Here is a 26,829-nt window from a genome sequence, read left to right on the forward strand (position 1 = left end):
TCGGTATATCGCGGGCGAGCCGCGGAATGTTCACGGGCCTAGGATTCATAGGACCACTTCGGTACCCCCGGTCCGCGCAAGAGGAGAATGGCCGTTATGCATCGTGCCGCGCCGAAAAATGACATCGATGAGGCCGCGCTGACCGTCACCCCGCCGAAAACCGAGGCGGCGGGCGTGAAGGCCGTGACGGTGGCCCTGGAGCGCGCCGTCGAGGAAATGGGCGTGATCCGCACCGCCCGCACCCTGACCCGGGTGAATCAGCGGCACGGCTTCGATTGCCCCGGGTGCGCCTGGCCGGAACCGACCGGCACCCGCCGCCCCGCGGAATTCTGCGAGAACGGGGCCAAGGCCGTCGCCGAAGAGGCCACGCTGCGCACCGTCACCCCCGAATTCTTCGCCGCGCACTCCATCGCGGACCTGGACGGCAAATCCGGTTACTGGCTCGGCCAGCAGGGCCGCATCACCCATCCGATGGTGCTGCGCCCCGGCGATACGCACTACTCCCCCATCGCCTGGGATGACGCCTACCGAATCGTCGCCGATGAGCTGCGCGGCCTGGACTCCCCCGATGAGGCGGTCTTCTACACCTCCGGGCGCACCGCGAACGAGACCGCGTTCCTGTATCAGCTGCTGGTGCGCAGTTTCGGCACCAACAATCTGCCGGACTGCTCGAATATGTGCCACGAATCCTCCGGCGCGGCGCTGACCTCCTCGATCGGCATCGGCAAGGGTTCGGTGACGATCGACGATTTCAAGGCGGCCGATCTCATTATCGTGGCCGGGCAGAATCCGGGCACCAATCATCCGCGCATGCTGTCCGCGCTCGGTGAGGCAAAGGCGCACGGCGCCAAGGTGATCGCGGTCAATCCGCTGCCCGAGACCGGGTTGATCGGCTTCCGCGATCCGCAGACCGTCAAGGGTTTCACCTCCGGCATCACCATTGCCGACGATTTCCTGCAGATCCGCCTCGGCGGCGATATGGCGCTGTTCCAGGGCCTGGGCAAACTGCTGTTCGAGGCCGAGGATCGCAGGCCCGGCACCGTGGTCGACCACGAATTCGTGAACGCGCACACCGCGGGTTTCGCCGAATACGAGAAGCAGGCGCGCGCGGTCGATCTCGGTGTGGTCGAGGAGGCCACCGGGCTGACCCGCGCCGACCTCGATCGCACCGCCGCCCTGCTGGCCGAGTCCAAGGCCGTGATCATCTGCTGGGCAATGGGTTTGACGCAGCAGGTGCACGGCGTCGCCACCATCGAGGAGGCGACCAATCTGCTGCTCATGCGCGGCATGATCGGTAAACCCGGTGCGGGCGTGTGCCCGGTGCGCGGCCATTCCAATGTGCAGGGCGATCGCACCATGGGCATCTGGGAGAAGATGCCGGACGCCTTCCTGGACGCACTGGATCGCGAGTTCGGTATCACCAGCCCGCGCGAACATGGCTGGGACACCGTCGATTCCATTCGCGCCATGCGGGACGGGCGCGGCAAGGTGTTCTTCGGCATGGGCGGCAATTTCGTGTCCGCCACCCCCGATACCGCGGTCACCGAGGCCGCGCTGCGCAATTGCGCACTGACCGTGCAGGTCTCGACCAAGCTCAACCGCAGTCACGTGGTGCACGGGCGCACCGCGCTCATTCTGCCCACCCTGGGCCGCACCGATGAAGACGTGCAGGGCGGTGCGCGCCAACAGGTTTCGGTGGAGGACTCGATGTCCATGGTGCATCTGTCCACCGGCCGCCTGAAGCCCGTCAGCGCCGAGTTGCGCAGTGAGGTCGCGATCGTCTGTGAACTCGGGCAGGCGCTGTTCGGTCCCGAGCATTCGGTGCCCTGGGCGCAGCTGCGCGGCGATTACGACCGGATCCGCGACGCCATCGCCGAGGTGGTGCCCGGATGCACCGATTACAACGCGAAAGTGCGGGGCCGCAACGGTTTCCAGCTCCCACACCCGCCGCGCGACGCCCGCGAATTCCGCACCACCACCGGTAAGGCCAACTTCGCGGTGAACGAACTGCACTGGCTGCCGGTCCCCGAGGGTCGCCTGATCCTGCAAACCCTGCGCAGTCACGATCAGTACAACACCACCATCTACGGTCTGGACGATCGCTATCGCGGCATCCACAATGGCCGCCGCGTGGTGCTGGTGCATCCCGAGGACATCGCCGAATTGGGTTTCGCCGAGGACGATCTGGTGGACGTGATCTCCGAATGGACCGATGGCAGCGAACGCCGGGTGGAGGGCTTCCGCCTGGTCGGTTACGCCACCCCGCGCGGTAATGCCGCCGCCTACTATCCGGAGACCAATCCGCTGGTCGCGCTCGACCATGTCGCGCGCCGGTCGAACACCCCCGTCTCCAAGGCCGTCACCGTCCGCTTCGAGCGCCATATCCATAGGACCTAGGACGTCGTGAGCCGAGTAACCGCCCGCCGCCGCACCCTGCGCATCTCCCCGACCGGTGTCATCGACCGGCCCGACACCCTCGCGGTGGAGGAGCCGCTCGAAATCCGCACCGGTGGTGAGTCTTTGACCGTCACCATGCGCACCCCCGGCGCGGATATCGATCTGATCCACGGTTTCCTGTTCAGCGAGGGCATCATCGCCACCGCCGAGGACATCGTCACCGCCCGCTACTGCGCCGGAACCGATGAGAACGGCCAGAACACCTACAACGTGCTCGACGTGCAGTTCCGCCGGCCGGTCGAGGTGCGCCCGCGCAATTTCCTCACCAACAGCGCCTGCGGTCTCTGCGGTAAGACAGCGCTGGACGAGGTGCGCACCCTGACCCGGCATCCCATCCCGGCCGACGGCATCGAGGTCAAGCCGAGCGTGCTGGCCACGTTGCCCACCGAACTCCGTTCCCGCCAGGTACTTTTCGATGCCACCGGCGGCCTGCACGGCGCGGGCCTGTTCACCCTGGACGGTGAAGCGCTGGTGGTGCGCGAGGATGTGGGCCGACACAACGCGGTGGACAAGGTGATCGGCTGGGCGGTGCGCGAAAACCGCATTCCCGCACACGATCTCATGCTGATGGTCTCCGGCCGCGCTTCCTTCGAATTGGTGCAGAAGGCCGTCATGGCGGGCATCCCGCTGCTCGGCGCGGTCTCCGCCCCGAGCTCGCTCGCGGTGGATCTGGCCGCCGAATCGGATCTGACGCTGGTCGGCTTCCTGCGCGGCGAATCCATGAACGTCTACACCGCCACCCGCCGCATCGCCGTCTGATCCGGACGAGTTCCACAGAGTGGGGCTGACAGGGGCGTGTGAGCCCGGTCGGCTGCTACTCTCCGACTTAGAACACGTTTCAATTCTTATGGGAGATGCCATGGCAGCGCAGGTTCGCGATGTGGTCGAGCAGTATGTGAAATTGGTGGCCAGCGGGCCGACCGACGACATCGTGCAGCTGTACGCCGCCGATGCCGTGGTGGAGGATCCGGTCGGCAGCGAACCGCGCAAGGGCCACGAGTCCATTCGCGAGATGTACGCCGCGCTCGAACATATGCAGAACAAGACCACCGAACTGCTCGATATCAAGGTCGCGGGCAAGCACGCCGCCGTATCGTTCACGCTGGTGGGCGGTTTCGGCGATCAGCGGATGACCCTGTCCCCCATCGACATCATGGAATTCGACGATGAGGGCAAGATCGTCCTCATGCGCGCGTACTGGGGACCGGACAATATGGCCATGGGCCCCGCCTAGTCACCACCGGCCGCTTGCCCCCTTCCGATTGCCGAATTACGGTGTCAGCACTGAATGATTCGGCAACGGAACGGGAGGGCCGATGCGAATCTCCTTGCACGGCAGCGAGAACGGCATCCGGGTGCGCATGCGCCTGGAAATCAACCGGCGGCGCTGGCTGGCATTGCAGATCATGCTCGGAATTTTGGCGCTACAGGGGCTGATCGTGGGCGCCTGGGCGGTATTCGCGCCGCACTCCTGGTACACCAGCTTCCCCGGTTTCGGGATGCGCTGGATAGCCGTGGACGGCCCGTACAACCATCACCTGGCCTCCGATGTCGGCGCGTTCTTCCTGGGCGCGGCCGCGGTCACCTGCGCCGCGCTGTGGTTCATGGACAGCCTGCTGGCGCGCGCCGCCGGACTCGGCTGGCTGGTCTTCGGCGTCCCGCACCTGATCTATCACACCTTTCACCGGCCCGATGAGATGGGCACGACCAGCTTCACGCTCAGCGTGATCGCCGCCATCGTGCTGCCCGCCCTCGGTCTGGCCTGCATTCTGGTCGCCCCGCGTGAGCGCCGCCCGATTCCCGAGCCCGCGCCGTTCACCCTGAAATTCCCGCGTCGCAACCGGTCGGGATCGCGCCCGCCGCGATGAATTTCGGTGCCTCGCATCGTCGTAACAGGTGAAGAGCGAGCGCCGATTTTCAAGCAAAGGGATAAAGGTTCAATGGCGAACCACGGGGAGTCAACGGCGATTCCCGGGCCGGGCGCGATCGATTCGTCGATCGTCACCGATTCCATACATATCGACCGGTATTCGGGGTGGAGTGAGCTGGTTCACAGCCCGCTGAGCGTCACGTTCGACGGCGGTCTCTCGTCCAAGGGATAGCACCCGCGGATCGAAGGAGACCACCATGGGCGTCACCCGCATCCCCGTCGTCGGCCCGAAGCAGGCCGGACCGCTGACCCGAATCCTGTACTGGTACATGAAGCGCCGCTTCGGCGAGGTCCCGGAACCATTCACCGTTTCCGCCAATCATCCCCGGCTGTTCCTGGCCGCCTCCATCCACGAGGGATTGGTCGAACGCGCCAGTACGGTGCTCCCGGCGAATATCCGCGAGATCGCGGTCTATCAGGTGGCGCGTACGGTCGGCTGCTCCTGGTGCGTGGATTTCGGCACCATGCTCATGCGCCTGGACGACCTCGATATCGACAAGCTCCGTCATATCGAGGACTTCCGGACCAACCCGGCCTACAGCGAGGACGAACGCGCGGCCATCGCCTACGCCGATGCGGTGACCGCGACCCCGCCGACCGTCACCGATGAGCAGGTCGCCGATCTCCAGGAGCGTTTCGGCCCCAAGGGCGTGATGGAGCTGACCTATCAGATCGCGTTGGAGAACTCCCGCGCCCGCGCCTATCACGCGCTCGGCATCACCGATCAGGGCTTCAGCCGGGATTCCTGCCGGGTGCCCTGGGCCTGATCGATATCGGCGCGGCGCACCCGCACCGCGCCGATATCGATAGCCATAGATTTGCTGCTATGTAAGGATCGGAGCATGCCGGCCGATCCCACTCCGCTGTCCGCTCGCTCCGATGACGGCCGCTCATTCATTGTCGGAGACGCGGCGGGCAGCGCTTTCGTCGCCGGATCGCTCATCGTGATCGTCGGTGGCAGCGGCCGAAGGCAACTCGCGCTGGTGGAGGAGCGATCCGAAACCACCCCGGTGCGACTGCGCGGGCGACTCGTCGGCGAACTCGACGAGGACGGCATCAATACCCGGGCCAGTCACGCCTTCGAGCACGGATCGGTCGAGGCGGCCGATTCGCGCACCGTGCAGGCGCTGCACGACACCACCGGCGCGGTGCTCGAGGTGGGCGTCAACCTCACCCAACCCGGCGGACCGGCCCGGTTGCTGCCGCAGCGCTTCAACCGGCACACCTTCTGGTGCGGGCAGAGCGGATCGGGCAAGACGTACGCGCTCGGGGTCGTCCTCGAACAGCTCATCGCGCACACCGCGCTCCCGGTGGTGATCTTCGATCCGAACTCCGATTTCATCCGGCTCGGCGAACTGGTTCCGGAAGCGACCGGTCGCACCGCGGATGCGTTGCGGCAGCGCGATATTCGAGTGCTGCGCCCGAATGCCAGGCCCGGATCGCGGTTGCGCGCCGCCTTCCTCGGACTGCCGCTCGCCTCGAAAGCCGCCATCCTGCACATAGATCCGATCGCCGATCGCGAGGAGTTCAACGAACTCATCCACCTGCGCACGGTCATCGAATCCGGTGAGCTCTTCGATATCCTGCCGCCCATGCTGGCCTCGGATAATCCGGTACTGCGCCGCCTGGGCCAGCGCGTGGAGAATCTGGGCCTGCTGGACTGGGAGGTCTGGGCCGGTAAGGACGCGCCGGTCACCGAGATCGTCGATACCCGCCCCGATGTCACCGTGCTCGATCTCGGCGGTTTCTCCACGCCCGAACAACAATTGGTGGTCGCGCTGGCCCTGCTGGACGACCTGTGGGAGCGCCGCGAGGAACGCCGCCCGGTGCTGCTGGTCATCGACGAGGCGCACAATCTGGCCTCCCCGCACCTGGATTCGCCCATTGCCGTCGCGGTACGCGAACGTCTGCTCCAAATCGCCGCCGAGGGCCGGAAATTCGGCCTCTGGCTACTGCTCTCGACCCAGCGCCCCGCCAAGGTCCACCCGGGCATCCTGTCCCAGTGCGACAATCTCGCCCTCATGAAAATGACCTCCCCCGCGGACCTCGCCGAACTCGGCACCTACTTCGGCTACGCCCCCACCGCCCTGCTGGAACGCTCCCCCTGGTTCCGCCAGGGCGAAGCTCTCTTCGCGGGCGGCTTCGCCCCCGCCCCCGCGCTGGTCAAGGTCCGCACCCGCCTGACCCGCGAGGGCGGCAGCGATGTGCGGGTGCCGCTGCGCTGAGCTGGCTCAGTAGATCCACGGCGTGCATGAGCAGCCCGCGATCTCACCCACGCCGGGTGGCACGCGGACGCAACAGCAGCACCGCCACCCCCGCCAGCACGATGCCGGTCAAATTGATCGCGAGCTGGGCGATCGAACTCCCGGCGACGTGCCATTTGCCCGCGATGGCCGCCACCACGGCCAAACCGGCGGCGGGGACCGTGGTCACCGAGATGAACACGCCCACCAGCACCGCCGAGGTCGAGGTCACCAGCGCCAGCATGCCCGCTGCCCCCGCCAGCAGCGCCACGACCAGTGAGAACGGGCCGACCTCGTAGATGAAGTCGAAGTTGCGCGCGTTCTCCACATCACCCACCCCGATCCAGCCGAGGCGGATCCACAGCAGCGTCGCCGCGCCCGTGACCAGCATGGCCGCCGGGAAGGAGAGCGCCAGCGTGCCGAGCGAGCGCCGGACCAGCTGCCGATCACGGCGCACCATGCCGACCGAAAGCGCTGCGAGAGGCTGGAATTCGGGACCGACGACCATCGCACCGACCAGGGTCAGCGGTGACGCCGTGGTGACGCCCACGGCAGACAGCAGGAACGCGATGGTCAGGAAGGCGAAGAAGGTCGGGGTCAGCTCCGACGCCCGATGCACCTGATTGCGAATCTGCTCCCACACCACCGACTCGTCCGCACGGCCCGGTGCGGCCCGTTCCGCCCGCGCCGCGGCGGCTGAGAGCACCGTCCCCGTCGCATCGAGCGTAATCGCGCCCAGCTCAACCAGATCCAGCGTCCGCAGCGCAGCGATCAGCTCGTCCGCGACGGCCCGCGAGACGTCCGCCTCGATCAGATCACCCGCGGGCTCGACCGCCGCGCCGCGCAGCACGCTCACATTGGTGACCGCGGATTCGTCCGCGAGCACATCCAGCACTCGATCGGTTCGGCCGGCCGGGCAGATCACTCGCAGATGCAGCATCGAATCGCCTCCTTCGCAGCCGACGTCACCCCCCGCGTGGACCGGGCCTGCCGATCGCCACCCGCAGTCACCGCGGGTGCGCCTCAGCACTCAGTGATCGTGGCACAGCGGTCGCGGGAATCGCGGAATCGCCATTCGGTGCCGCGGACACAAAACGGCCCCGCGAGAAACGAGTTCTCGCGGGGCCGGCTGCGGATTGTGGGGCTTACGCCGACTTCTCGCGGCGTTCCGGGGACTGACGCTTGCGCGGCACGATGGTCGGCAGCACATTGTCGTTCACGGTGTCGGCGTTGACGACGACCTTGGCGACATCGTCGCGGCTGGGGATGTCGTACATGACCGGAAGCAGGACTTCCTCCATGATGGCGCGCAGGCCACGGGCGCCGGTACCGCGCAGGATCGCCTGATCCGCAACGGCTTCCAGCGCGTCCTGGGTGAATTCCAGGTCGACGCCGTCCATTTCGAAGAGGCGCACGTACTGCTTGACCAGTGCGTTCTTCGGCTGGGCCAGAATGCGGACGAGAGATTCCTTGTCCAGGTTGGTGACCGAGGCGACGATCGGCAGGCGGCCGATGAACTCGGGGATCAGACCGAACTTGATCAGATCCTCGGGCATCACCTCGGCGAAGTGATCGGCGGTGTCGATCTCGGACTTCGAGCGCACCTCGGCGCCGAAACCGATGCCGCGCTTACCAACTCGATCCTGCACGATCCGCTCCAGACCCGCGAACGCACCGGCGACGATGAAAAGCACGTTGGTGGTGTCGATCTGGATGAATTCCTGATGCGGATGCTTGCGACCGCCCTGCGGCGGCACCGAGGCCTGGGTGCCCTCGAGAATCTTCAGCAGCGCCTGCTGTACGCCCTCACCGGAAACATCACGGGTGATGGACGGGTTCTCCGACTTGCGGGCGATCTTGTCGACCTCGTCGATGTAGATGATGCCGGTCTCGGCGCGCTTGACGTCGTAATCCGCGGCCTGGATCAGCTTCAGCAGGATGTTCTCGACATCCTCACCGACATAACCGGCCTCGGTGAGCGCGGTGGCATCGGCGATGGCGAACGGCACGTTCAGCATCTTGGCCAGCGTCTGCGCCAGATAGGTCTTACCGCAGCCGGTCGGGCCGAGCATGAGGATATTGGACTTCATCAACTCGACCGATTCGCCTCGGGAGTCGCGGCCCTTATCGCCGGCCTGAATTCGCTTGTAGTGGTTGTACACAGCGACAGCCAGGGTTCTCTTCGCGGCGTCCTGCCCGATCACGTACTGCTCGAGGAAGTCGCGGATTTCCGCGGGCTTCGGCAGCTCATCGAGTTTGACCTCGCTGCTTTCAGCGAGCTCCTCCTCGATGATCTCGTTGCACAGATCGATGCACTCGTCGCAGATGTACACCCCTGGTCCCGCAATGAGCTTCTTGACCTGCTTCTGACTCTTCCCACAGAAAGAGCACTTGAGCAGATCGCCGCCATCACCGATGCGCGCCATCTCCTGGGTCCCTACTTCCTTGTCCGCGTGCAACCATCTATCCCGGCTGCCGGCGAAGTGCCACCTATAAAGCGTATGCCGCCCCCGGCGATTGCGGGTACGGCCGGTGCGGCGGGTGCCGACAACCACGAGCAAAGGTCCCTAGAGTGACCGTACCCGTTATCCGCGACCGAGGTCGACAACTTGGGCACGTTTCTCATCGGACATGTGCGTGGACTCACCCCTGTCCGGGTGGCGGAGACGCACCTGCCCCGCCACCCACCCGCCTTACTTCTGTGCGCTGAGCTTGCGGTACTGGAACACCGTGTCGACGATTCCGTACTCCTTCGCCTCTTCGGCGGTGAGAATCTTGTCGCGATCGGTGTCCTTGCGGATGGTGTCCGCGTCCTTACCGGTGTGCCGAGCCAGCGTGGTCTCCATGAGACGGCGCATGCGCTCGATCTCGGCGGCCTGGATCTCCAGATCCGAGACCTGACCCTGGATACCGCCCGAGGTGGACGGCTGGTGGATCAGCACGCGGGCGTTCGGCAGCGCGGCGCGCTTGCCGGGGGCGCCTGCGGCCAGCAGCACGGCGGCGGCCGAGGCGGCCTGACCCAGGCACACGGTCACGACATCGGCGCGCACGTACTGCATGGTGTCGTAGATGGCCATCAGCGCGGTGAACGAGCCACCGGGCGAGTTGATGTACATGGTGATGTCGCGATCCGGATCCTGCGACTCCAGCACCAGCAGCTGCGCCATGATGTCATTCGCGGAGATGTCGTCGACCTGGTTGCCCAGGAAGATGATTCGCTCCTCGAACAGCTTGTTGTACGGGTCGGAGGTCTTGACGCCGTAGGTGGTCTGCTCGGTGAACTGGGGCAGGATGTACCGCGCCTGCGGCAGCGAGGCACCGGCCGCCGCGAAGGTGATGCCCGCGGACCGCGGGTCGAACGTACTCGACATATGCGTCTCCAAAGTCTGTGTGGTGGGCGGTGATTAAGCGCCGTTGGCCTGGCGCGCGTGCGTGATCACCTGGTCGATGAAGCCGTATTCGAGCGCTTCCGTCGGGGTGAACCAGCGGTCGCGGTCGGCGTCCTCGGTGACCTGCTCCACGGACTTGCCGGTGTGCAGCGCCTGCAGCTGATTCAATTCGCGCTTGGTGTAGGCGAACTGCTCGGCCTGGATGGCGATATCGGAGGCCGAACCACCGATGCCGGCGGACGGCTGGTGCATCATGATCCGCGAGTGCGGCAGCGCGAAACGCTTGCCCTTGGCGCCCGCGGCGAGCAGGAACTGACCCATGGAGGCGGCCAAACCCATACCGACCGTGCGGATATCGCATTCGGCGAACTGCATGGTGTCGTAGATGGCCATACCCGCGGTCACCGAACCACCCGGCGAGTTGATGTAGAGCGAGATGTCCTTTTCCGGATCCTCGGCCGACAGCAACAGGATCTGAGCGCACAGCTTGTTCGCGATGTCATCGTCGACCTGGCTGCCCAGGAAGATGATGCGCTCGCGCAGCAGCCGCTCGTACACCGAATCACTGAGGTTCAGACCAGCAGTCGCGGATGTCATCTGCACCCCTGCCTGATTGATTGTCACGGATACCTGCCCTCTCTCACCGGCTCGGTCCCACCAAGCCACCTACTGATTCGCTGACACAGACACTAACGAAGCAGGGCGGCACCGAACTCCCGGTACCGCCCTGCTTCGCTCACAGCGCAAACTTACTTGGCCTCGGCCTCGGTGGCATCGGCGACCTCGGCGAGCTCCTCGGCGGAAACCTCTTCGGCCTCTTCGGCCGGGTTGCCGAACATTTCCGCGGTGTCCACGGCATTGCCCGCGGTATCGGTGACGGTGGCCTGAACCACCACACCGGCGAGGGCCTTACCGCGGCGCACATCGGCGAAGACCGCGCCCAGCTGACCGGCCTGCTGGATCTGCTGGATGAACTGATCGGGCGACATGCCGTAGCGCTGCGCCTGGAAGATGATCCGCTCGTACAGCTCGTCCTGGCCGACCTGGGTGTTCTCCGCCTCGGCGACGGCGTCCAGGAGCAGCTGGGTCTTGACCGACTTCTCGGCCGACTCCTTGGTGTCCTTGTCGAACTCCTCGCGGGAGGAGCCCTGCGCCTCGAGCGCCTCGGCCAGCTTGGCCTCGTCGTGGTCGAAGCCGTGTACGGCGTCGTGCAGCACGGCGTCGATCTCGGCCTGGACGACCTTCTCGGGCAGCGGGATCTCGACGGTCTCGAGCAGGTTCTCGAGCACCTTGTCGCGGATGGCGCCGGCCTGCTCGACCTTCTTGGAGCGCTCGACACGGCCCTTGAGGTCGGTCTTCAGCTCGTCGATGGTGTCGAATTCGCTTGCCAGCTGGGCGAACTCGTCATCGGCCTCGGGCAGCTCGCGCTCCTTGACCGACTGCACGGTCACGGTGATGACGGCTTCCTTGCCCGCGTGCTCGCCGGCGACCAGCTTGGAGGTGAAGTCCTTGGACTCGCTCGCCTTCAGGCCGATCAGGGTCTCGTCGAGGCCCTCGATGAGCTGGCCGGAGCCGACCTCGTGCGAAAGACCGGTGGTGGAGGCCTCTTCGACCTCGGCGCCGTCGACGGTGGCGGACAGGTCGATGGAGACGAAGTCGCCGTCGGCGATCTCGCGCTCGACCGCGGTCAGGGTGCCGAAGCGCTGACGCAGCGAGGTGAGCTGCTCCTCGATGTCCTTGTCTTCGACCTCGATCGGATCAACCGTGACGGCGATCGCGGAGAAGTCGGGGAGGGTGATCTCCGGGCGGACGTCGACCTCGGCGGTGAACGCCAGCTCTTCGCCGTCCTCGATCTTGGTGATCTCGATCTCCGGCTGGCCGATGACCTTGACCTCGGTGGCGATCACGGCATCGCTGTAGCGCTTGGGGAGGACGTCATTGACGACCTGCTCCAGCACGGCGCCGCGGCCGACGCGGGCCTCGATCAGCTTCGCGGGCGCCTTGCCCGGACGGAAGCCGGGGATACGGATCTGCCCTGCGAGCGCCTTGTATGCCTTGTCGAAATCCGGCTTCAGCTCCTCGAAGGGCACCTCGACGTTAATCCGGACCCGGGTCGGGCTCAGCTGCTCGACGGTGCTCTTCACGGACATGCTCCTTGTTCGTTCGTGGAATGATGTTCATTCCCCCCACAGGCATCCCGACCAGGTTAGTCGACGGTCGATGCGGCCTGATAACCGGTCATGGCAAAGCTCGCCGTACCGCGCGGGTACGGCGTTGCGGCCGTCACTACCCCCTGGTGGACGGCCTGCGGTCGGCTAACCGACCTTGACGGCGTCGGTCACGAAGACCAGCGTCTCGTACGGCTTCATACCGCGTCCGCCCGCACCGTAACCCAGGTCCGGCGGCACGATGAGCAGGCGGCGCGCGCCCTGCTGCACACCGACCAGGCCCTGATCCCAGCCCTTGATGACCTCGCCCGCACCCAGCGTGAGCGCGAACGGCTCGCCGCGATCGAAGGAGCTGTCCAGCTTCTTCTTATCGGACCAGGTGAGCAGGGTGTAGTTCATGGTCAGCTTCTGACCGGACTGCGCGCCCGGACCGCTGCCCGGGGTGAGGTCCTTGGTGATCAGCGTCTTGGGCGGATCGCAGCTGTCCGGAATGGTGATGGTCGGGGCGGTGCCGAAGCCGCCGTCGACCTTGATGTCGTCGGCGGTGCACTCGCGACCCTTCGAACTGGTCTGCGCCGCGGCCGAAGTGGTGGCCTTGGCCGTGGTCGTCGCGGCCGCCTTGGTGTCATCGCCGCTGCCGCAGCCCGCCACCAACAGCACCGCCGCCGCCACCGCGCCGATCACACCGGCTTTGCCCGCCACGCGCATTCCCGCTCCTCGCACCAAGTCACCCGACGCCGCACGGCGTGCGGCACCGGGCCGAAACTACACGGTTGTCCCGAATTCCGGCGGCGAGGCCCAACACGCAGCGCCTTCCCGGGCCGAACAGGGCGTTTGCGGGGGAAATGCGTTTGCCCGGTTTGTCGAGGTACGGAAGCATTCGACGGGTGCTGCTGACGATTACCTGTACCCGACCCGATGACGCCGAATGGGCGGCGACCGAGCTGGGATATCTGCTGCACAAGAACCCCGGCAAGGTGCAGACCTTCGAACAGTCCTACGGGGTGGCGCATGTCCTATATCCCGAAGCCGAGGACGCACGCTGCACCGCCGCGCTGCTGCTGGAGATCGATCCGGTCCGGCTGGTGCGCGGAAAGACCAAGGGGGCAACGGAATTCAGCCTCGGACAGTATGTGAACGATCGGCCCTACGCGGCGTCATCGCTGCTGTCCGTGGCCATTTCGACGGTGTTCGGCTCGGCACTGCACGGGCGGTGCGCGCAGCGGCCGGAACTGGCGCAGACCGCGCTGCCATTGCGCATCGAACTGCCCGCGGTGCCGTGCAAGGGCGGGGCGGAGGCGGCCGAACAGGTCTTCGGACCGCTCGGGTGGACGGTGCGGGCCACTCCCCTGCCCTTGGATCCGGCCTTCCCGGAGTGGGGTGACTCGCACTATCTGCGGCTGGAATTGACCGGCACGCTTCGGCTTTCGGATGCGCTGTCGCACCTGTACGTGCTGCTGCCCGTACTCGACGGCAGCAAGCACTACTTCCTGGACACCGCCGAGATCGACAAACTGCTGCGCTTCGGCGCGGGCTGGCTCAATACCCATCCGGCGCGGGATTGGATCACCCGGCGCTATCTGGCGCGGCGACATTCGCTGGTGCGCGCGGCGCTGGCGCGCCTGGCCGAACTGGACGATCTCGAACCCGAGTCGTTCGGTGCGGTGGACGTCAATATCGATGACCTCGCACGGGAAGTGGCGGCGGCCACAGCGGAAGCCGCCGCCGCGAACGCCCATGTCGACGACGCATCCGGCGCCGCGGTCGATATCGCCGACGCATCGAGCGCCGGCGCGACCGAATCCGCCGAACCGACCGCGGCCGAGGCCCCGGTGCAGTCGCTGGCGGTGATGCGGCGGGCGGCGGTGCTCGAGGCGTTGCGGTCGACGGGCGCGCAGCGGGTGCTGGACCTCGGCTGCGGCGAGGGCGCGCTGCTGCGCGAGCTGGTGGCGGACAAATCGTTCAATGAGATTGTCGGCGTTGATGTTTCGGTGCGGTCGCTGCGCATCGCCGAGCGGCGCATGCGGCGTTTGCCGGAGTGGCAGGCCAAACGGGTCACCCTGCGGCAGGGCGCGCTCACCTATACCGACGCGTCGCTGCGCGGATATGACGCCGCGGTACTCATGGAGGTGATCGAACACGTCGACCTGCCCCGATTGAATGCGCTGGAGCAGGCCGTATTCGGCGCGGCGGCACCGGCTGCGGTGATCGTGACGACGCCCAACGGGGAGTACAACGCGCTCTACGAGGGCATGGCGGACGGCGCTTTCCGGCATACCGATCACCGATTCGAATGGAGCCGAGCCGAATTCGCCGAATGGGCGGGACGGGTCGGCGAAACCCATGGCTATCGGGTGCGATTCGAGCCCGTCGGGATACCCGACGAGGAACTCGGCGCACCCACGCAGATGGCGGTCTTCAGCAGGGCCGCGAACGATGAGAAGGGAGCGGCGTAATGGCTGAGCTCTCCATTCCCGAACTGTGCCTGGTCGTGCTGATCGGCAGTACCGGATCGGGTAAATCCACCTTCGCGCGCAAGCATTTCCGCGCGACGGCGATCGTATCCTCCGATGCCTGCCGCGGCATCGTCAGCGATGACGAGAACGATCAGGCGGCCACGCCCGACGCCTTCGCGCTGCTACATCACATCGCCGGGGTCCGGCTGCGGCGCGGGCTGCGCACCGTCATCGACGCCACCAATGTGCAGCCCAAGGCGCGGCAGGAATTGATCGAGCTGGCGCGGGCGCACGATGTGCTGCCGGTGGCGATCGTGCTGGACGTGCCCGAGCGGGAATGCGCGGACCGCAATGCCTCCCGGCCCGATCGCGATTTCGGGCGGCATGTGGTGGCGCGGCAGCAGCGGGATCTGAAGCGAAGTCTGCGCTTCCTCGAACGCGAGGGCTTCCGGCGCGTGCACGTGCTGCACGGCACCGCCGAGATCGACGCGGCCACCATCGGGAACGAGCGGCTCTGGAACGACCGCCGCGATCTGACCGGGCCGTTCGATGTGATCGGCGATATCCACGGCTGCCGTTCCGAATTGGAGACGCTGCTGGGTGAACTCGGCTACACGCTGACCCGCGATACCGCCGGGCGCGCGGTGGACGCGCGGCATCCGGACGGGCGCACCGCGGTATTCGTCGGGGATCTGGTGGATCGCGGGCCGGACACCCCGGGCGTGCTGCGCCTGGTCATGGGCATGGTGAAGGCCGGAAACGCGCTGTGCGTCACCGGAAACCACGAGTTCAAACTGGTGCGCGCGCTGGACGGGCGCAAGGTCAGGACCACGCACGGACTGGCCGAATCACTCGCCCAGCTGGACGGCGAGGATGACGAATTCCGTAAGACGGCACGGGAATTCATGCGCGGTCTGATCAGCCACTATGTGCTCGACGAGGGCAATCTCGTGGTGGCGCACGCCGGGCTGAAGGAGCAGTTCCACGGTCGCGCCTCCGGGCGGGTGCGCGAATTCGCCATGTACGGCGAATCCACCGGCGAGACGGACGAATACGGGCTGCCGGTGCGCTACCCGTGGGCCAATGACTATCGCGGTAAGGCGCTGGTGCTGTACGGGCACACGCCCATGGCCGAACTGGTGTGGGTGAACAACACGCTCTGCCTGGATACCGGTGTGGTGTTCGGCGGGCGGCTCACCGCGCTGCGCTATCCCGAGCGCGAACCGGTTTCGGTTGCGGCCGAACAGGTGTGGTACGAGCCGACGCGACCGCTGGAGACACCGAGCGTGGTGCCCGGCATCGGAATGGTGCATCGCGATCCGTCGGTGCTGGATCTGGACGATGTGATCGGCCGCCGCGTGGTGGAGACCCGCTATCTGTCCCGGGTGAGCGTGCAGGAGGACGCGGCCAGCGCGGCGCTGGAGGTGATGAGCCGGTTCGCCATCGATCCGCGCTGGCTGGTGTATCTGCCGCCGACCATGTCGCCCTGCGCCACTTCGACTCTCGACGGCTATCTGGAGTATCCGGCGCAGGCGTTCGAGTACTACCGGTCCGAAGGCGTCGAGACCGTGGTGTGCGAGGAGAAGCACATGGGATCGCGCGCGGTCGTGGTGGTGGCGCGCTCCGGCGAGGCCGGTCGCGATCGGTTCGGGGTGAATGACGGCAGTACCGGTGCGGTGTACACCCGCACCGGACGGCCGTTCTTCGACGATCCGGAACAGGCCGAGACGCTGCTGGCGCGGGTGCGTGCGGCGGCCGAAAAGGCCGGGCTCTTCGAGGAATTGGGCACCGACTGGCTGGCCCTGGATACCGAGCTGCTGCCGTGGTCGGCCAAGGCGCTGGGGCTGCTGCGCAGCCAGTACGCGGCGGTCGGGGCGGCCGCGCGGGCTTCGCTCGGGGCGGCGGCACAGGTGCTGGCCGCGGCCGGGGCACGGGGTCTGGACGTCACCGAACTCGCCGCACGCACGCGGGACCGCGAGACCGATGCGGCGGCCTTCACCGCCGCGTACGGCCGCTACTGCTGGCCGGTCGACGGGCTCGACGGCGTGCGCCTCGCGCCGTTCCAGCTGCTGGCCGCGCAGGGCGTGAATTACGCGGTGCGCGAGCACAGTTGGCACCTGGAGCGGATCGACCGCCTGGTCGAGGCCGATCCGGAACTGTTCACCCCGACCCGGCGCGTCTCGGTCGACCTGTCCGACCCGGACAGCGAGGCGGCGGCCACCGCGTGGTGGATCGAACTCACCGCGGCGGGCGGCGAGGGCATGGTGGTCAAACCCACCGGCTCGCTGGTCACCGGATCCGGCACCCGCAGTGGGCGGCCGGTCCAGCCGGGCGTGAAATGCCGTGGCCCGGAATACCTCCGGATCATCTACGGCCCGGAATACCCGCGCCCCGCCAACCTCACCCGCCTGCGCCAGCGCGGCCTCGGCGGTAAACGCTCCCTGGCCCTGCGCGAATACGCCCTCGGCCTGGAGGCCCTGGACCGCTTCATCACCGGCGAACCCCTCTGGCGCGTCCACGAAGCCGTCTTCGCGGTCCTGGCCCTGGAAACCGAGCCCATCGACCCGAGGCTGTAGTCGAAGGGCGAGGGGTGGTGCCCACCATCCGGCATTGGCGGGCACCACCCCTCGTCATCCCGGCGCGCTTCGGGCCGGAATCCACACTGATCGGTGCGGACCTATCGCCCGGCCCGCACCGCCCCTCATATCACCCGGCCTTCGGGGTCGCGGTCAGGTCGTAGAGCGTGACCCCGTCCACCTCGGTCGCGGTGTAATGGTCTTTTACCCAGGCGGTGATCTTCGAACCTTCCGAGGTGCTGGAGCCGCCGGGTCCGCGGTTATCACCCGCGATGAAGTAGTGGATCTTGCCCTCGGTGACGTCCTGCTGGAATTGCGCCAGGGTCGGGGCCGGATCGCCGCCGCCGAAACCGCCGATCGCCATGACCGGGTAGTCCGCCGCCAGCTGATACGACGCCGCGTTATTGGAGCTGATGGTGGCGGCCACCCAGGTGTAGGCGGAACCGTCCTGTTCGAGCAGGGCGAGAACCTTGTCACCGGGCTTCTCATCGCCCATCGGGCTGCCGCCGCGGGCACGTTCGCGCTCGACGTCACCACCCGGGACCGAGGTACCGGATTCCGGATCGGATCGGTCATCGTGATTGCCGCCGGGGAAGCCCGGGAAGCCGGAATCGGTTGCGGGACCGGCTTTCACGATGCCGCCGGTGTGCGGCTGCCGCAGGGTTTCCACGGCGTACGCGGTGGGCGCGGCCAGACCGACGAACACGGCGGCCAGCAACGTCGCGATGGTGAGTCGACGGCCACCGCGCAGGAGCAGCCCGGCCACCGCGAGAACCGCGACGCCGACGATCACCCAGCGCAGCCACGGCACGAAATCCGGTGTGCGCGAGAGCAGTACGAACGCGGTAAGGGCGGTCACAGCCACGCTGAGCACCAGCACGGCGCGCACCCAGCGACGCTCGCGTTCGGCCCACACCACCGCACCGGCCGCGCCGAGGGTTCCAGCCAGCGCGGGAGCCAGTGCCACCGTGTAGTACTCGTGGAAGATGCCGCCCATATAGCTGAATACCAGCCCGGTCACCAGGCCCCAGCCGCCGAGCAGCAGCAGTGCCGCGCGCTTGCCATCGGTGCGAGGCGCCTTGCCGCGCAATACGATCGCCGCGACAAGCAGGATCAGCGCGGCCGGGATGAGCCAGGCGATCTGGCCGCCGACGGTCTCGTTGAACAGGCGGGTGATTCCGACCTGGCCGCCGAACGGGTTGAAGCCACCGTGCATCTGGGGCATGTCACCGGCCGAGGAGAGATCACCGTCCGAAGGCAGGTCGCCACCTGACATCCCGCCCCCGCCCGACAGTCCACCGCCGCCGCTGGAGCCGATGCCCAGCCGGTCCAGGCCGTTGTAGCCGAGGGTCAGCTCGATGATCGAATTATTCGTGGAGCCACCGAAATACGGCCGATCGGAGGCGGGCCACAGTTGGGCGATGAGCACCCACCAGCCCGCGCCCGCCACCATCGCGGCACCGGCCGCGAATAGCTGTGCGATGCGCTTGCCGAGCTTGGGCGGACCGGCGAACAGATAGGTGAGCGCGAGCGCGGGCAGCACCAGTCCGACCTGCAATTGCTTTGCCAGGAAACCGAATCCGACGAGCAAGCCGCACAGCACCAGCCAACGCCAGCGGCCGTCGTCGAGCGCCCGCAGCATGGCCCATACGGCGGCGATCATCAGGAACACCAGCAGCGCGTCCGGGTTGTTGTACCGGAACATCAGGGCCGCAACGGGAGTCCCCGCGAGTGCCAGTCCAGCCAGCAGTCCCGCGGTCGCCCCGAAGTGCCGTCGCACCACCGCCCACAGCAGCGCCACCGACGCCACCCCGAGCAGCACCTGGGGCAGCAGCATGGTCCAGCTGCTGAAGCCGAATAGCCTGGCGGACAACTCCATCGGCCAGAGGGAGGCCGGGGTCTTGTCGACGGTGATGGCGTTGGCCCAGTCGGAGGAGCCGAAGAAGAACGCCTTCCACGACTTCGCTCCGGACTGGACGGCAGCCGCGTAGAAGGAGTTGGCCCAGCCGCTCGCGGTCAGATTCCATAGATACGCGGCACCGGTGCCCACCAGCAGCAGTGCGAGCCAGAGGTATTCGCGCCGCAGTGGTCCCGGCGTGGCCGCCGGACGCCGACCCGCTCGCGTCGGCGCCGCGGGCGGCGCACCGCCGGACCCCGGCGCAGTAGCTGTATCGATCATGCGATCCACCCTCGCGGCCACGCCACGGCTTCAGCTGGGATCACCCTGCGAGGTTGCTGTGAGCGCCGATTCCGGGCAGGTCAGGCCGGGTTTACGAGTTCGGCGAGGCGGTCCAGGAAGGGCCGCTGGCCCTTGCCGAGCTTGTCCTGGGCGATATCGAGGGGGAACCATTCGGCCCGGTCGATCTCCGGAAACTCCTGGAGGCGACCCGAACGCGGCGGCCATTCCATCTCGAAGGTGCCGGGGACCACCAGCGTGGGATCGAGTTCGCCTTCGACGGCCCACACGGTGACCTGTTTGCGACTGCGGCCGCTGCCGTAGGTGACCTCGCCGAGCGCGAGCCAGTCGCCGTCGGGGACGGGGAGTCCGAGTTCCTCGGTGAATTCGCGTGCGGCGGCGGCGCGCTGCTCCTCTTCCTCGGGTTCGTATTCGCCCTTGGGGATGGACCAGGCGGACGCGTCCTTCTTCGCCCAGAGCGGGCCGCCCATATGGCCGAGCAGTACTTCGAGTGCGGGGGTGCGACGGAAGAGCAGGACGCCCGCGCTGTACCTGAGGGTCATGAGCGCAGTGTGCCTCGTTCGGGATGTTTGCGCACATTCGGGGCGTCCGGGGTGGCGACATCTCGGCAAACCGGTCAGGTGAATAGCTTCTTCGGTAATTCCGGACATTCCTCGCAGAAATCCTTTACGACCGAAACCCGGTCGGCCCCTGCGTATTCCACTAAGCTTCGCTGGTTGGATTTTGCCTGAACCTGATGACGATTGGATACCGCATGGCGTTCCGCAGCTCCACCGCGGCAGCTTCCCTCGTAATCGGCGCACTGACCGCGGCAACCGGCCTGGCGAACGCCGAGCCCGCTGCACCCCAGAATGTTTCGTATTCCGCGAAGCTGGTGGAAAAAACGGTCGTCACCACTCTCAAGGGCGGCACTTTCGAGCTCTCCCAAACCCCCGGCGCCGACCCCGCCGGACCGGTGAACGTGGTCAATGTGAAAGACGAGCGGGGCGGCGTATTGCTCACGCTGCCACTCGAATTCCATTTGGCCGGGGTCGATGTTCCGGTCAAACCGGAAATTCAGCGCAATAACACCGTATTGGTGCTCACGCCCGAGAAACCGGCGGGCGTCGATGTGAACCAGCAGATCACCGTGAAACCCATTGCCTCCGCGAATGAGGACACCCGCGCGCTGAATTTCTTCAGCACCCAGTTCGGCCTGGCAACCACCATCGGCACCTTCGTCGGCACGGCATTGGGCGCGACCATCGGCTGCCTGGCCACCATCGCCGCGGGCTGCCTGCCCGGGTTCATGGCGGGCGCGACCATCGGCGGCATTCTCGGCTCGATCGCGGTGGGCGGTCCGGCGCTGATCGCCGCCGGAATCGATCTGCTCACCACCCTGCAGGCTCCGGCCGGCACCTCCAAGTGGGCCGATAAACCGGTGGCCGTGCCGGAGACCACCGCACCGCAGGCACAGAACACCGCGCCGCAGGCACAGCCCGCGGCGCAGCCGAACTAGTCAGCGAAAACCCGCCGGGGGCCGAATTGCCCAGCGCGCGTACGTTTCCTCGGGATCGACGGTGATGACATCGGCGACCTGCACCAGGTCATCGGGCACCGTCGCCCCGTCGAAATGCCGCACGCTGGGCACAATGATCGCTTCGGCGTCCAGGCGAGTGGTGATCGTCTTCAGACCGGCCAAGAGGTGACGCCCGGAGCGGGCGTCCGCGATGACCAGTTTGGCGAAGTCGTAGCCCAGGCGCTGGGCGCGCTCGCGAATCCGGTCCTCGTCCCAGGCCTGCCGGAGGCCGCTGACATCACTGCGCAGATATCCGACTGCGGTCGGCCGAAACTTCATGACGCCCCCTCGATCTACCCGTGGACCGAATGCGTATATCCAGTTGAGTATATCCACAACTGCACATCCGCAACTGGGTATACGGAATATTGTTGAGAACGGGGACAACGTGATTCGAAGGACCGAGCACATGCCAGAACCCGCCTACGTGGCGATCGCAGGTAAGTACGCACGCCAGATCCGCACCGGCGCACTGCCGCCCGGCACCCAGCTGCCGAGCTACGCCGAGATCGCCGAACGCAACGGCGTCTCCCAGATCGTGGTCCGGCACGCGGTGAAACTACTGCTCAGCCAAGGGCTGGTGCGCAGCGTCGAACGGCGCGGCACCTTCGTCGCCGACCGCATCGATCTGGTGCGGCTCGCACCCGAACGTCAAATGGAAAGCCCGGAAACAAGTTTCGGCCAGGAGACGGACCGGGAGGTGAAGGTCGAGCGCACCAGCAAACGCCTCTCCGCCACCGAGACCCTCGCCGAGATCCTGGGCGTACACCTCGGCGAGGAGATCACCCAGATCACCACGCGCGCCAGCGAGGACGGCCGCCCCATCTCGATCTCCGACGCCTACCAGCCCCTCGACGCCGAAGGCACCGACGGCGCGGCCTTCCTGGAAGAGACCATCGCCGACCGCCTCCCCGCCCAAACCCACGCCGCCTGGCTGAACACCCCCGACGGCGCCCTGGTCAAACACGTCCGCCAGCGCTTCCTCGCCCGCGACGACCGAGTCCTGATGGCCTGCGACATCTCCTTCCCCCTGGACCGCTACTCCGCCTTCGTCTTCCGCATGAGCCTGGACCCGGAACCGACCGAGCCGCAGCCGACAGCCGAGCCGGTCCCCACCGCCTGACTCAACGCCGCACCCAGCCCTGTGCGACATCGGATAGGTTCCACCACGAAACGTACTGGGAGTCTTCGGATTCCAGCCGCCAGTCGGTGGCGAGCGCTTCGAAGAAGGCGTCGTCACCGGTCTTGCCGCCCTTGGGTTCACCCAGGAAGATCACCCGTTCGCCACCGGCGCGCACGAAATCCGTCAGCGCCTGCGAGGCCATGGTGCTGCCCCAGCCCGGCGGCCAGCACAGGAACAGCACCTGGCCGGAGCGATCGTCGCGCCGCGCCGTGTATTCGGCGAGATCGCCCACCGGATACCAGGTATCGCGCTGCCCGGCCGCTTCGGGAAAGGACAGATTCGCGGTGCGATCGGGCGGCTCGGAATCGTAGGCGGTGACCCCGAGCCCCGCACCCGCGAGCTGCGCGGCCCAATATCCGCGTCCCGCACCGAGTTCCAGCACCGAACGCCCCGCGCAGAACTCCGCCGCCCACCGCAGCGTCTGCGGCGCGGGAATCGCATAGGCGTACACGGCTTGCAGGATGGTCTGCGCGTAGCCGAGCCTGGCGCTCCCATTGCTCCGCCCGCCGTCCACGACCGCGACACCGTCCCGCTCGGACACCGACGGTCCGACGATGTCCCAGTAGGGATTCCGGCTGATCTCGTCCCCACCGGTCATGAAGTGCACGAACCGCAGATCGAACGCCGAATCGGCGGCCGCGTCCCCGGTCCCCGGCAATCTGGGCGCGGTATCGAGATAGTCGGCCACCTTCGGGAACTCACCCCGCAGCCGCCCCTCGTCCCCCAGCAGCGCACCCAATTCGGCCCGGCGCGCATCGGTCAGCGAAAGCTCGGTCATACCTTTGATTTTCGCCCCGCGAGCCCGCCAACGTGATCGGTATCGCCCCGCCCACCCGTTCTCGCACCCCAGCGGGCCCGAAGCTGAGGTCGGCGGTTCACTCCGCCCAGTTGTCGCCGTGTTCGTGGCGGAGGTGTTCGGCGAGGATGGCGGCTTGGGAGCGGCGGGCCAGGCCCAGTTTGGACAGGAGGGTGGAGACGTAGTTGCGGACGGTTTTCTCGGAGAGGAAGGCTCGGGCGGCTATTTGTTTGTTGCTCAGGCCTTCGCCGATGAGGGCGAGGATTTGGCGTTCGCGGTCGGTGAGGTCGGCGGCGGCCAGGGGCGAGACGGGTTCGGGGGTGCGGGTCAGTCGGGCGGTGAGGTCTTTGGCGGTGGCGGGGTCGATGAGGGATTCGCCGGCGGCTACGCGGCGGATGGCGTCCACCAGTTGCGGGCCGCGGAGTTGTTTGAGGACATAGCCTTTCGCGCCCGCCAGGACCGCGCCGAGCAGGGCCTCGTCATCGGCGAAGGAGGTGAGCATGAGGACATTGAGGTCGGGCAGGTCCGAGAGCAGGTCGCGGCAGACGGTGATGCCGTCGCCGTCCTCGAGACGCACGTCCAGCACCGCCACGTCGGGGCGGACGGCGGGGATACGACGCAAAGCCTCGGCGGCGGTGCCCGCTTCGCCGACCACGGTGAGATCGCCCTCGGCCTCCAGCAGATCCTGTAGGCCGCGGCGGACGATCTCGTGATCGTCGAGCAGGAAGACGCTGATCTTTCCCGAACTGTCCACCGGTGCATCCTCGCAGGTCCGTGCCGGTTGGCAGGTGAGCGGGCGCGGCGGGCGGCGATCCGCACGCACCATCCGCCGCGCTGCCCCTGATCGCCGGGACAGCGTCGGCCCGGCGAGGTTCTAGTGGGCGGTCAACCCTTGGGAGCGGAATTCCGCGCGGGCCCGTTCAACCTGTTCCGGGGTGGGGGCGGGGGTTTCGGCCAGTACGAAGCGGCGGCCCAGCGCCTCCCATTTGGCCTGGCCCAGGGTGTGGAAGGGCAGTACGTCCACGCGCTCGATATTGCCGAGCCCGGCCGCGAACCGCGCCACCGCGCCGATCTCGGCGGGCGCGTCGGTGATCCCGGGAACCAGCACGTAGCGCAGCCACACCGGCTTGCCCAGCGCGGCCAGCCGTTCGGCGAAGCGCAGCGTCGGTTCCAGCGAACGGGAGGTGAGCCGCCGGTACGTCTGCGCCTGCCCCGCCTTGATATCGAGCAGCACCAGATCGGTGGCGGCGAGCAGATCGTCACCGGCCAACCCGCCCAGATACCCGGAGGTGTCCAGGGCGGTATGCAGCCCGAGCTCCCGGAAACCGCGCAGCAGGGCGGTCGCGAATTGCGGTTGCTGGAGCGGTTCCCCACCGCTCAGCGTCGCGCCGCCCCCGCTGGCCGTGATGAACGGCACGCATTTGGCCGCCTCGGCCAGTATGTCGTCACTGCCGAGCCGAATCCCGTTGTCACGCAGCCAGGTATCGGGATTCTGGCAGTACAGGCAGCGCAGCGGACACCCGCTCAGGAATGTCACGAACCGGGTGCCCGGCCCGTCCACGCCCGTGGAGATATCCCAGGAGTGGACCGAGCCGGTGACCGGTGCGAGCGCGGTGGTCATCACAGGCTCGCGTGGAAGGTCCGGTTGATGACGTCGAGCTGCTGTTCGCGGGTGAGCCGCACGAAGTTCACGGCGTAGCCTGAGACGCGAATCGTCAACTGCGGGTAGTTCTCCGGATGCGCCATGGCATCGGTGAGCGTGGCCTGATCCAGTACGTTCACATTCATGTGGAACCCGCCGGTGGCGGTGTACCCGTCCAGCACGCCCGCCAGATTGCCGATCCGCTCCTCGGCGGTGCGGCCCAATCCTTGCGGCGTCACCGTGGTGGTGAGCGAAATACCGTCCAGCGCATGCTCGTACGGCAGCTTGGTCACCGACATGGCCGAGGCCACGATGCCGTGCGTATCGCGCCCGTTCATGGGATTCGCGCCCGGCGAGAAGGGTTCGCCCGCTCGGCGACCGTCGGGGGTATTGCCGGTCTTCTTGCCGTACACCACATTCGAGGTGATGGTGAGCACCGACTGGGTGTACTCGGCATTGCGATAGGCCGGGAAGCGGCGGATCTTGCGCATGAACCGCTCCACCAATCCGGCGGCGATGGCATCGACCCGATCGTCATTGTTGCCGTATGCCGGGAAGTCACCGTCGATGCGATAGTCGACGGCCAGACCGGTGGCATCGCGCAGCACAGTCACTTTCGCGTACCTGATGGCCGAGAGTGCGTCGGCGGCGACCGCGAGCCCCGCGATACCGCAGGCCATGGTGCGGCGAACGGCGGTGTCGTGCAACGCCATCTCGATGCGCTCGTACGCGTACTTGTCGTGCATGTAGTGAATGACGTTGAGCGCGTGCGCGTATGTCGCGGCCAGCCAATCCATCATCCGGTCGAACGCGGCATCGGTCTCGGCGTAGTCGAGCACCTCGGCGGTGATCGGTTCGAACCCGCGCGCCACCACCTCACCGGTGCGCTCGTCACGTCCGCCGTTGATGGCGTAGAGCAGCGTCTTCGCGAGATTGACTCGCGCGCCGAAGAATTGCATCTGCTTACCCACCTCCATCGCCGAGACACAGCAGGCGATGGCGGTGTCGTCACCGAAGCGCGGTCGCATGAGCTCATCGGATTCGTACTGGATGGCGCTGGTGTCGATGGACACCCGGGCGCAGAAACGCTTGAAGCCCTCGGGAAGTCGCGGCGACCAGAACACCGTCAGATTCGGTTCCGGGGCCGGGCCCAGGTTGTAGAGCGTTTGCAGATACCGGAAACTGGTGCGGGTCACCAGCGGTCGCCCATCCGCGCCGAGTCCGCCGATCGATTCGGTCACCCAGGTGGGGTCGCCGGAGAACAGCTCATCGTATTCGGGCGTGCGCAGGAAGCGGACGATGCGCAGTTTGATGACGAAGTCGTCCACCAGTTCCTGGGCGCGTTCCTCGGTGATCAGCCCGGCGACGCGATCGCGCTCCAGGTAGACGTCGATGAAATTCGCGGTGCGCCCCAACGACATCGCCGCGCCGTTCTGCTCCTTGACCGCGGCCAGATAGCCGAAGTACAGCCACTGGATGGCCTCCTGCGCGGTCGCCGCGGGCCGGGCGATATCGAAGCCGTACGCGGCGGCCATGGTCTTCAATTCCATCAGCGCGCGGATCTGCTCGCTGACTTCCTCACGCAGCCTGATGGTTTCGTCATCGGCCCAGCGCTCATCGAGCGCCGCTCGATCCGCCATTTTCGAGGTGATGAGCCGATTCACGCCGTACAGCGCGACGCGGCGATAATCGCCGATGATGCGCCCGCGACCGTAGGCGTCGGGCAGTCCGGTGATCAGGCCCGCGCTGCGGGCGGCGCGAATGTCCTCGGTGTAGGCGTCGAAGACACCGGCGTTATGGGTCTTGCGGTATTGCGTGAAGATCTCCGCGACCCGGGGATCCTCGTCGATTCCGTAGGCGCGCAAGCTGTTCTGCACCATGCGATAGCCGCCGTTGGGCATGATGGCGCGCTTGAGCGGGGCATCGGTTTGCAGGCCGAGGATGAGTTCGGCGTTCTTGTCGATGTATCCGGGCGCGTGCGCGGTGATGGTGGAGGGCGTGTGCTGATCCACGTCGTAGACACCGCGTTCGCGTTCGACGGGGAAGAGCGCGCCGAGCTTTGCCCACAGGCCGAGCGTCCGGGGGGTGGGCCCGCTCAGGAAGCTGTCATCGCCCTCGTAGGGCGTGTAGTTCTGCTGGATGAAGTCGCGCACATCGATCGCGTCCCGCCACAGGCCGCCGCGGAAGCCGTCCCAGGCTCCGATTCGGGGTGTGGTTCCGATCATGGTCATCAC

24 protein-coding genes are annotated in these 26,829 nt (G+C 66.8%); 11 read left to right on the forward strand and 13 right to left on the reverse strand.

Annotated features, from left to right (window positions below; all coding sequences use genetic code 11):
* The first annotated feature begins 96 nt into the window (after positions 1-96).
* The 7 genes from ACFVUS_RS14830 to ACFVUS_RS14860 all read left to right on the forward strand — a co-directional run bounded on the left by ACFVUS_RS14830 (position 97) and on the right by ACFVUS_RS14860 (position 6,612).
* On the forward strand, positions 97-2,397 hold the full coding sequence (locus tag ACFVUS_RS14830) for an FdhF/YdeP family oxidoreductase (protein WP_387765231.1): 2,301 nt from the start codon (positions 97-99) through the stop codon (positions 2,395-2,397).
* A gap of 6 nt (positions 2,398-2,403) precedes the next feature.
* On the forward strand, positions 2,404-3,216 hold the full coding sequence (fdhD, locus tag ACFVUS_RS14835; protein WP_387765233.1) for a formate dehydrogenase accessory sulfurtransferase FdhD: 813 nt from the start codon (positions 2,404-2,406) through the stop codon (positions 3,214-3,216).
* A gap of 100 nt (positions 3,217-3,316) precedes the next feature.
* Positions 3,317-3,691, forward strand: a complete 375-nt coding sequence (locus tag ACFVUS_RS14840) for a nuclear transport factor 2 family protein (protein WP_387765235.1) — start codon at positions 3,317-3,319, stop codon at positions 3,689-3,691.
* 82 nt (positions 3,692-3,773) lie between these two features.
* Complete coding sequence (locus ACFVUS_RS14845) at positions 3,774-4,325, forward strand: hypothetical protein (protein WP_387765236.1); 552 nt, start codon at positions 3,774-3,776, stop codon at positions 4,323-4,325.
* A gap of 6 nt (positions 4,326-4,331) precedes the next feature.
* Entirely contained in the window at positions 4,332-4,559 is a 228-nt protein-coding gene (locus ACFVUS_RS14850) for a hypothetical protein (protein WP_387765238.1), read from the forward strand.
* Positions 4,560-4,584: 25 nt separating this feature from the next.
* Positions 4,585-5,154: a carboxymuconolactone decarboxylase family protein gene (locus ACFVUS_RS14855; protein WP_387765240.1), complete on the forward strand. Its 570-nt coding sequence runs from the start codon at positions 4,585-4,587 to the stop codon at positions 5,152-5,154.
* A 75-nt stretch (positions 5,155-5,229) separates the two neighbouring features.
* The gene (locus ACFVUS_RS14860) at positions 5,230-6,612 is read left to right on the forward strand and encodes an ATP-binding protein (RefSeq protein WP_387765242.1); all 1,383 of its coding nucleotides are present in this window, start codon (positions 5,230-5,232) and stop codon (positions 6,610-6,612) included.
* A gap of 43 nt (positions 6,613-6,655) precedes the next feature.
* On the opposite strand, the gene ACFVUS_RS14865 is transcribed toward ACFVUS_RS14860, so the two are convergent.
* From ACFVUS_RS14865 to ACFVUS_RS14890, 6 genes are all read right to left on the reverse strand, one after another.
* Positions 6,656-7,570, reverse strand: coding sequence for a DUF389 domain-containing protein (locus ACFVUS_RS14865; protein ID WP_387765244.1), 915 nt, complete (start codon positions 7,568-7,570; stop codon positions 6,656-6,658).
* Positions 7,571-7,775: 205 nt separating this feature from the next.
* Positions 7,776-9,056: an ATP-dependent Clp protease ATP-binding subunit ClpX gene (clpX, locus tag ACFVUS_RS14870; RefSeq protein ID WP_364629498.1), complete on the reverse strand. Its 1,281-nt coding sequence runs from the start codon at positions 9,054-9,056 to the stop codon at positions 7,776-7,778.
* Between the two features lie 267 nt (positions 9,057-9,323).
* Positions 9,324-10,001: an ATP-dependent Clp protease proteolytic subunit gene (locus ACFVUS_RS14875; RefSeq protein WP_364629495.1), complete on the reverse strand. Its 678-nt coding sequence runs from the start codon at positions 9,999-10,001 to the stop codon at positions 9,324-9,326.
* A gap of 33 nt (positions 10,002-10,034) precedes the next feature.
* Entirely contained in the window at positions 10,035-10,616 is a 582-nt protein-coding gene (locus tag ACFVUS_RS14880) for an ATP-dependent Clp protease proteolytic subunit (protein ID WP_364629492.1), read from the reverse strand.
* 152 nt (positions 10,617-10,768) lie between these two features.
* The gene (tig, locus tag ACFVUS_RS14885) at positions 10,769-12,163 is read right to left on the reverse strand and encodes a trigger factor (protein WP_387765247.1); all 1,395 of its coding nucleotides are present in this window, start codon (positions 12,161-12,163) and stop codon (positions 10,769-10,771) included.
* Positions 12,164-12,334: 171 nt separating this feature from the next.
* The gene (locus tag ACFVUS_RS14890) at positions 12,335-12,895 is read right to left on the reverse strand and encodes an FKBP-type peptidyl-prolyl cis-trans isomerase (protein ID WP_387765249.1); all 561 of its coding nucleotides are present in this window, start codon (positions 12,893-12,895) and stop codon (positions 12,335-12,337) included.
* A gap of 179 nt (positions 12,896-13,074) precedes the next feature.
* Here ACFVUS_RS14890 and ACFVUS_RS14895 point away from each other — a divergent pair, with 179 nt between their 5' ends.
* Positions 13,075-14,643, forward strand: coding sequence for a 3' terminal RNA ribose 2'-O-methyltransferase Hen1 (locus ACFVUS_RS14895; protein WP_387765251.1), 1,569 nt, complete (start codon positions 13,075-13,077; stop codon positions 14,641-14,643).
* Positions 14,643-17,219, forward strand: a complete 2,577-nt coding sequence (locus ACFVUS_RS14900) for a polynucleotide kinase-phosphatase (RefSeq protein WP_387765253.1) — start codon at positions 14,643-14,645, stop codon at positions 17,217-17,219. Before ACFVUS_RS14895 ends, ACFVUS_RS14900 begins: the two co-directional genes overlap by 1 nt.
* A 130-nt stretch (positions 17,220-17,349) precedes the next feature.
* On the opposite strand, the gene ACFVUS_RS14905 is transcribed toward ACFVUS_RS14900, so the two are convergent.
* Positions 17,350-19,398 carry an ArnT family glycosyltransferase gene (locus ACFVUS_RS14905; RefSeq protein ID WP_387765255.1) on the reverse strand — a complete coding sequence of 683 codons (2,049 nt, stop codon included), beginning with the start codon at positions 19,396-19,398 and terminating at the stop codon, positions 17,350-17,352.
* A gap of 80 nt (positions 19,399-19,478) precedes the next feature.
* Entirely contained in the window at positions 19,479-19,958 is a 480-nt protein-coding gene (locus ACFVUS_RS14910; RefSeq protein WP_387765257.1) for an NUDIX domain-containing protein, read from the reverse strand.
* Between the two features lie 194 nt (positions 19,959-20,152).
* Here ACFVUS_RS14910 and ACFVUS_RS14915 point away from each other — a divergent pair, with 194 nt between their 5' ends.
* On the forward strand, positions 20,153-20,914 hold the full coding sequence (locus tag ACFVUS_RS14915) for a hypothetical protein (protein ID WP_387765259.1): 762 nt from the start codon (positions 20,153-20,155) through the stop codon (positions 20,912-20,914).
* On the opposite strand, the gene ACFVUS_RS14920 is transcribed toward ACFVUS_RS14915, so the two are convergent.
* Entirely contained in the window at positions 20,915-21,253 is a 339-nt protein-coding gene (locus tag ACFVUS_RS14920) for a hypothetical protein (protein WP_387765261.1), read from the reverse strand.
* Positions 21,254-21,383: 130 nt separating this feature from the next.
* Between ACFVUS_RS14920 and ACFVUS_RS14925 the strand changes: the two genes are divergently transcribed.
* A complete protein-coding gene (locus ACFVUS_RS14925) occupies positions 21,384-22,097 on the forward strand; it encodes a GntR family transcriptional regulator (RefSeq protein ID WP_387765263.1) in 714 nt (237 codons plus the stop codon).
* A gap of 1 nt (position 22,098) precedes the next feature.
* Here ACFVUS_RS14925 and ACFVUS_RS14930 read toward each other — a convergent pair whose 3' ends face one another.
* From ACFVUS_RS14930 to pflB, 4 genes are all read right to left on the reverse strand, one after another.
* Positions 22,099-22,935, reverse strand: coding sequence for a hypothetical protein (locus tag ACFVUS_RS14930; RefSeq protein WP_387765265.1), 837 nt, complete (start codon positions 22,933-22,935; stop codon positions 22,099-22,101).
* A 97-nt stretch (positions 22,936-23,032) separates the two neighbouring features.
* Positions 23,033-23,707 (reverse strand): response regulator, encoded by a 675-nt coding sequence (locus ACFVUS_RS14935; RefSeq protein ID WP_387765267.1) that lies wholly within the window; start codon positions 23,705-23,707, stop codon positions 23,033-23,035.
* A gap of 120 nt (positions 23,708-23,827) precedes the next feature.
* Entirely contained in the window at positions 23,828-24,574 is a 747-nt protein-coding gene (pflA, locus tag ACFVUS_RS14940) for a pyruvate formate-lyase-activating protein (RefSeq protein WP_387765269.1), read from the reverse strand.
* The gene (gene pflB, locus ACFVUS_RS14945) at positions 24,574-26,826 is read right to left on the reverse strand and encodes a formate C-acetyltransferase (RefSeq protein WP_387765271.1); all 2,253 of its coding nucleotides are present in this window, start codon (positions 26,824-26,826) and stop codon (positions 24,574-24,576) included. The genes pflA and pflB overlap by 1 nt, the downstream gene beginning before the upstream one ends.
* Positions 26,827-26,829: the final 3 nt, after the last annotated feature.

Origin of the sequence: Nocardia sp. NPDC058058 (genome assembly GCF_042885355.1) — a bacterium.
In the GTDB taxonomy this organism is placed as follows: domain Bacteria; phylum Actinomycetota; class Actinomycetes; order Mycobacteriales; family Mycobacteriaceae; genus Nocardia.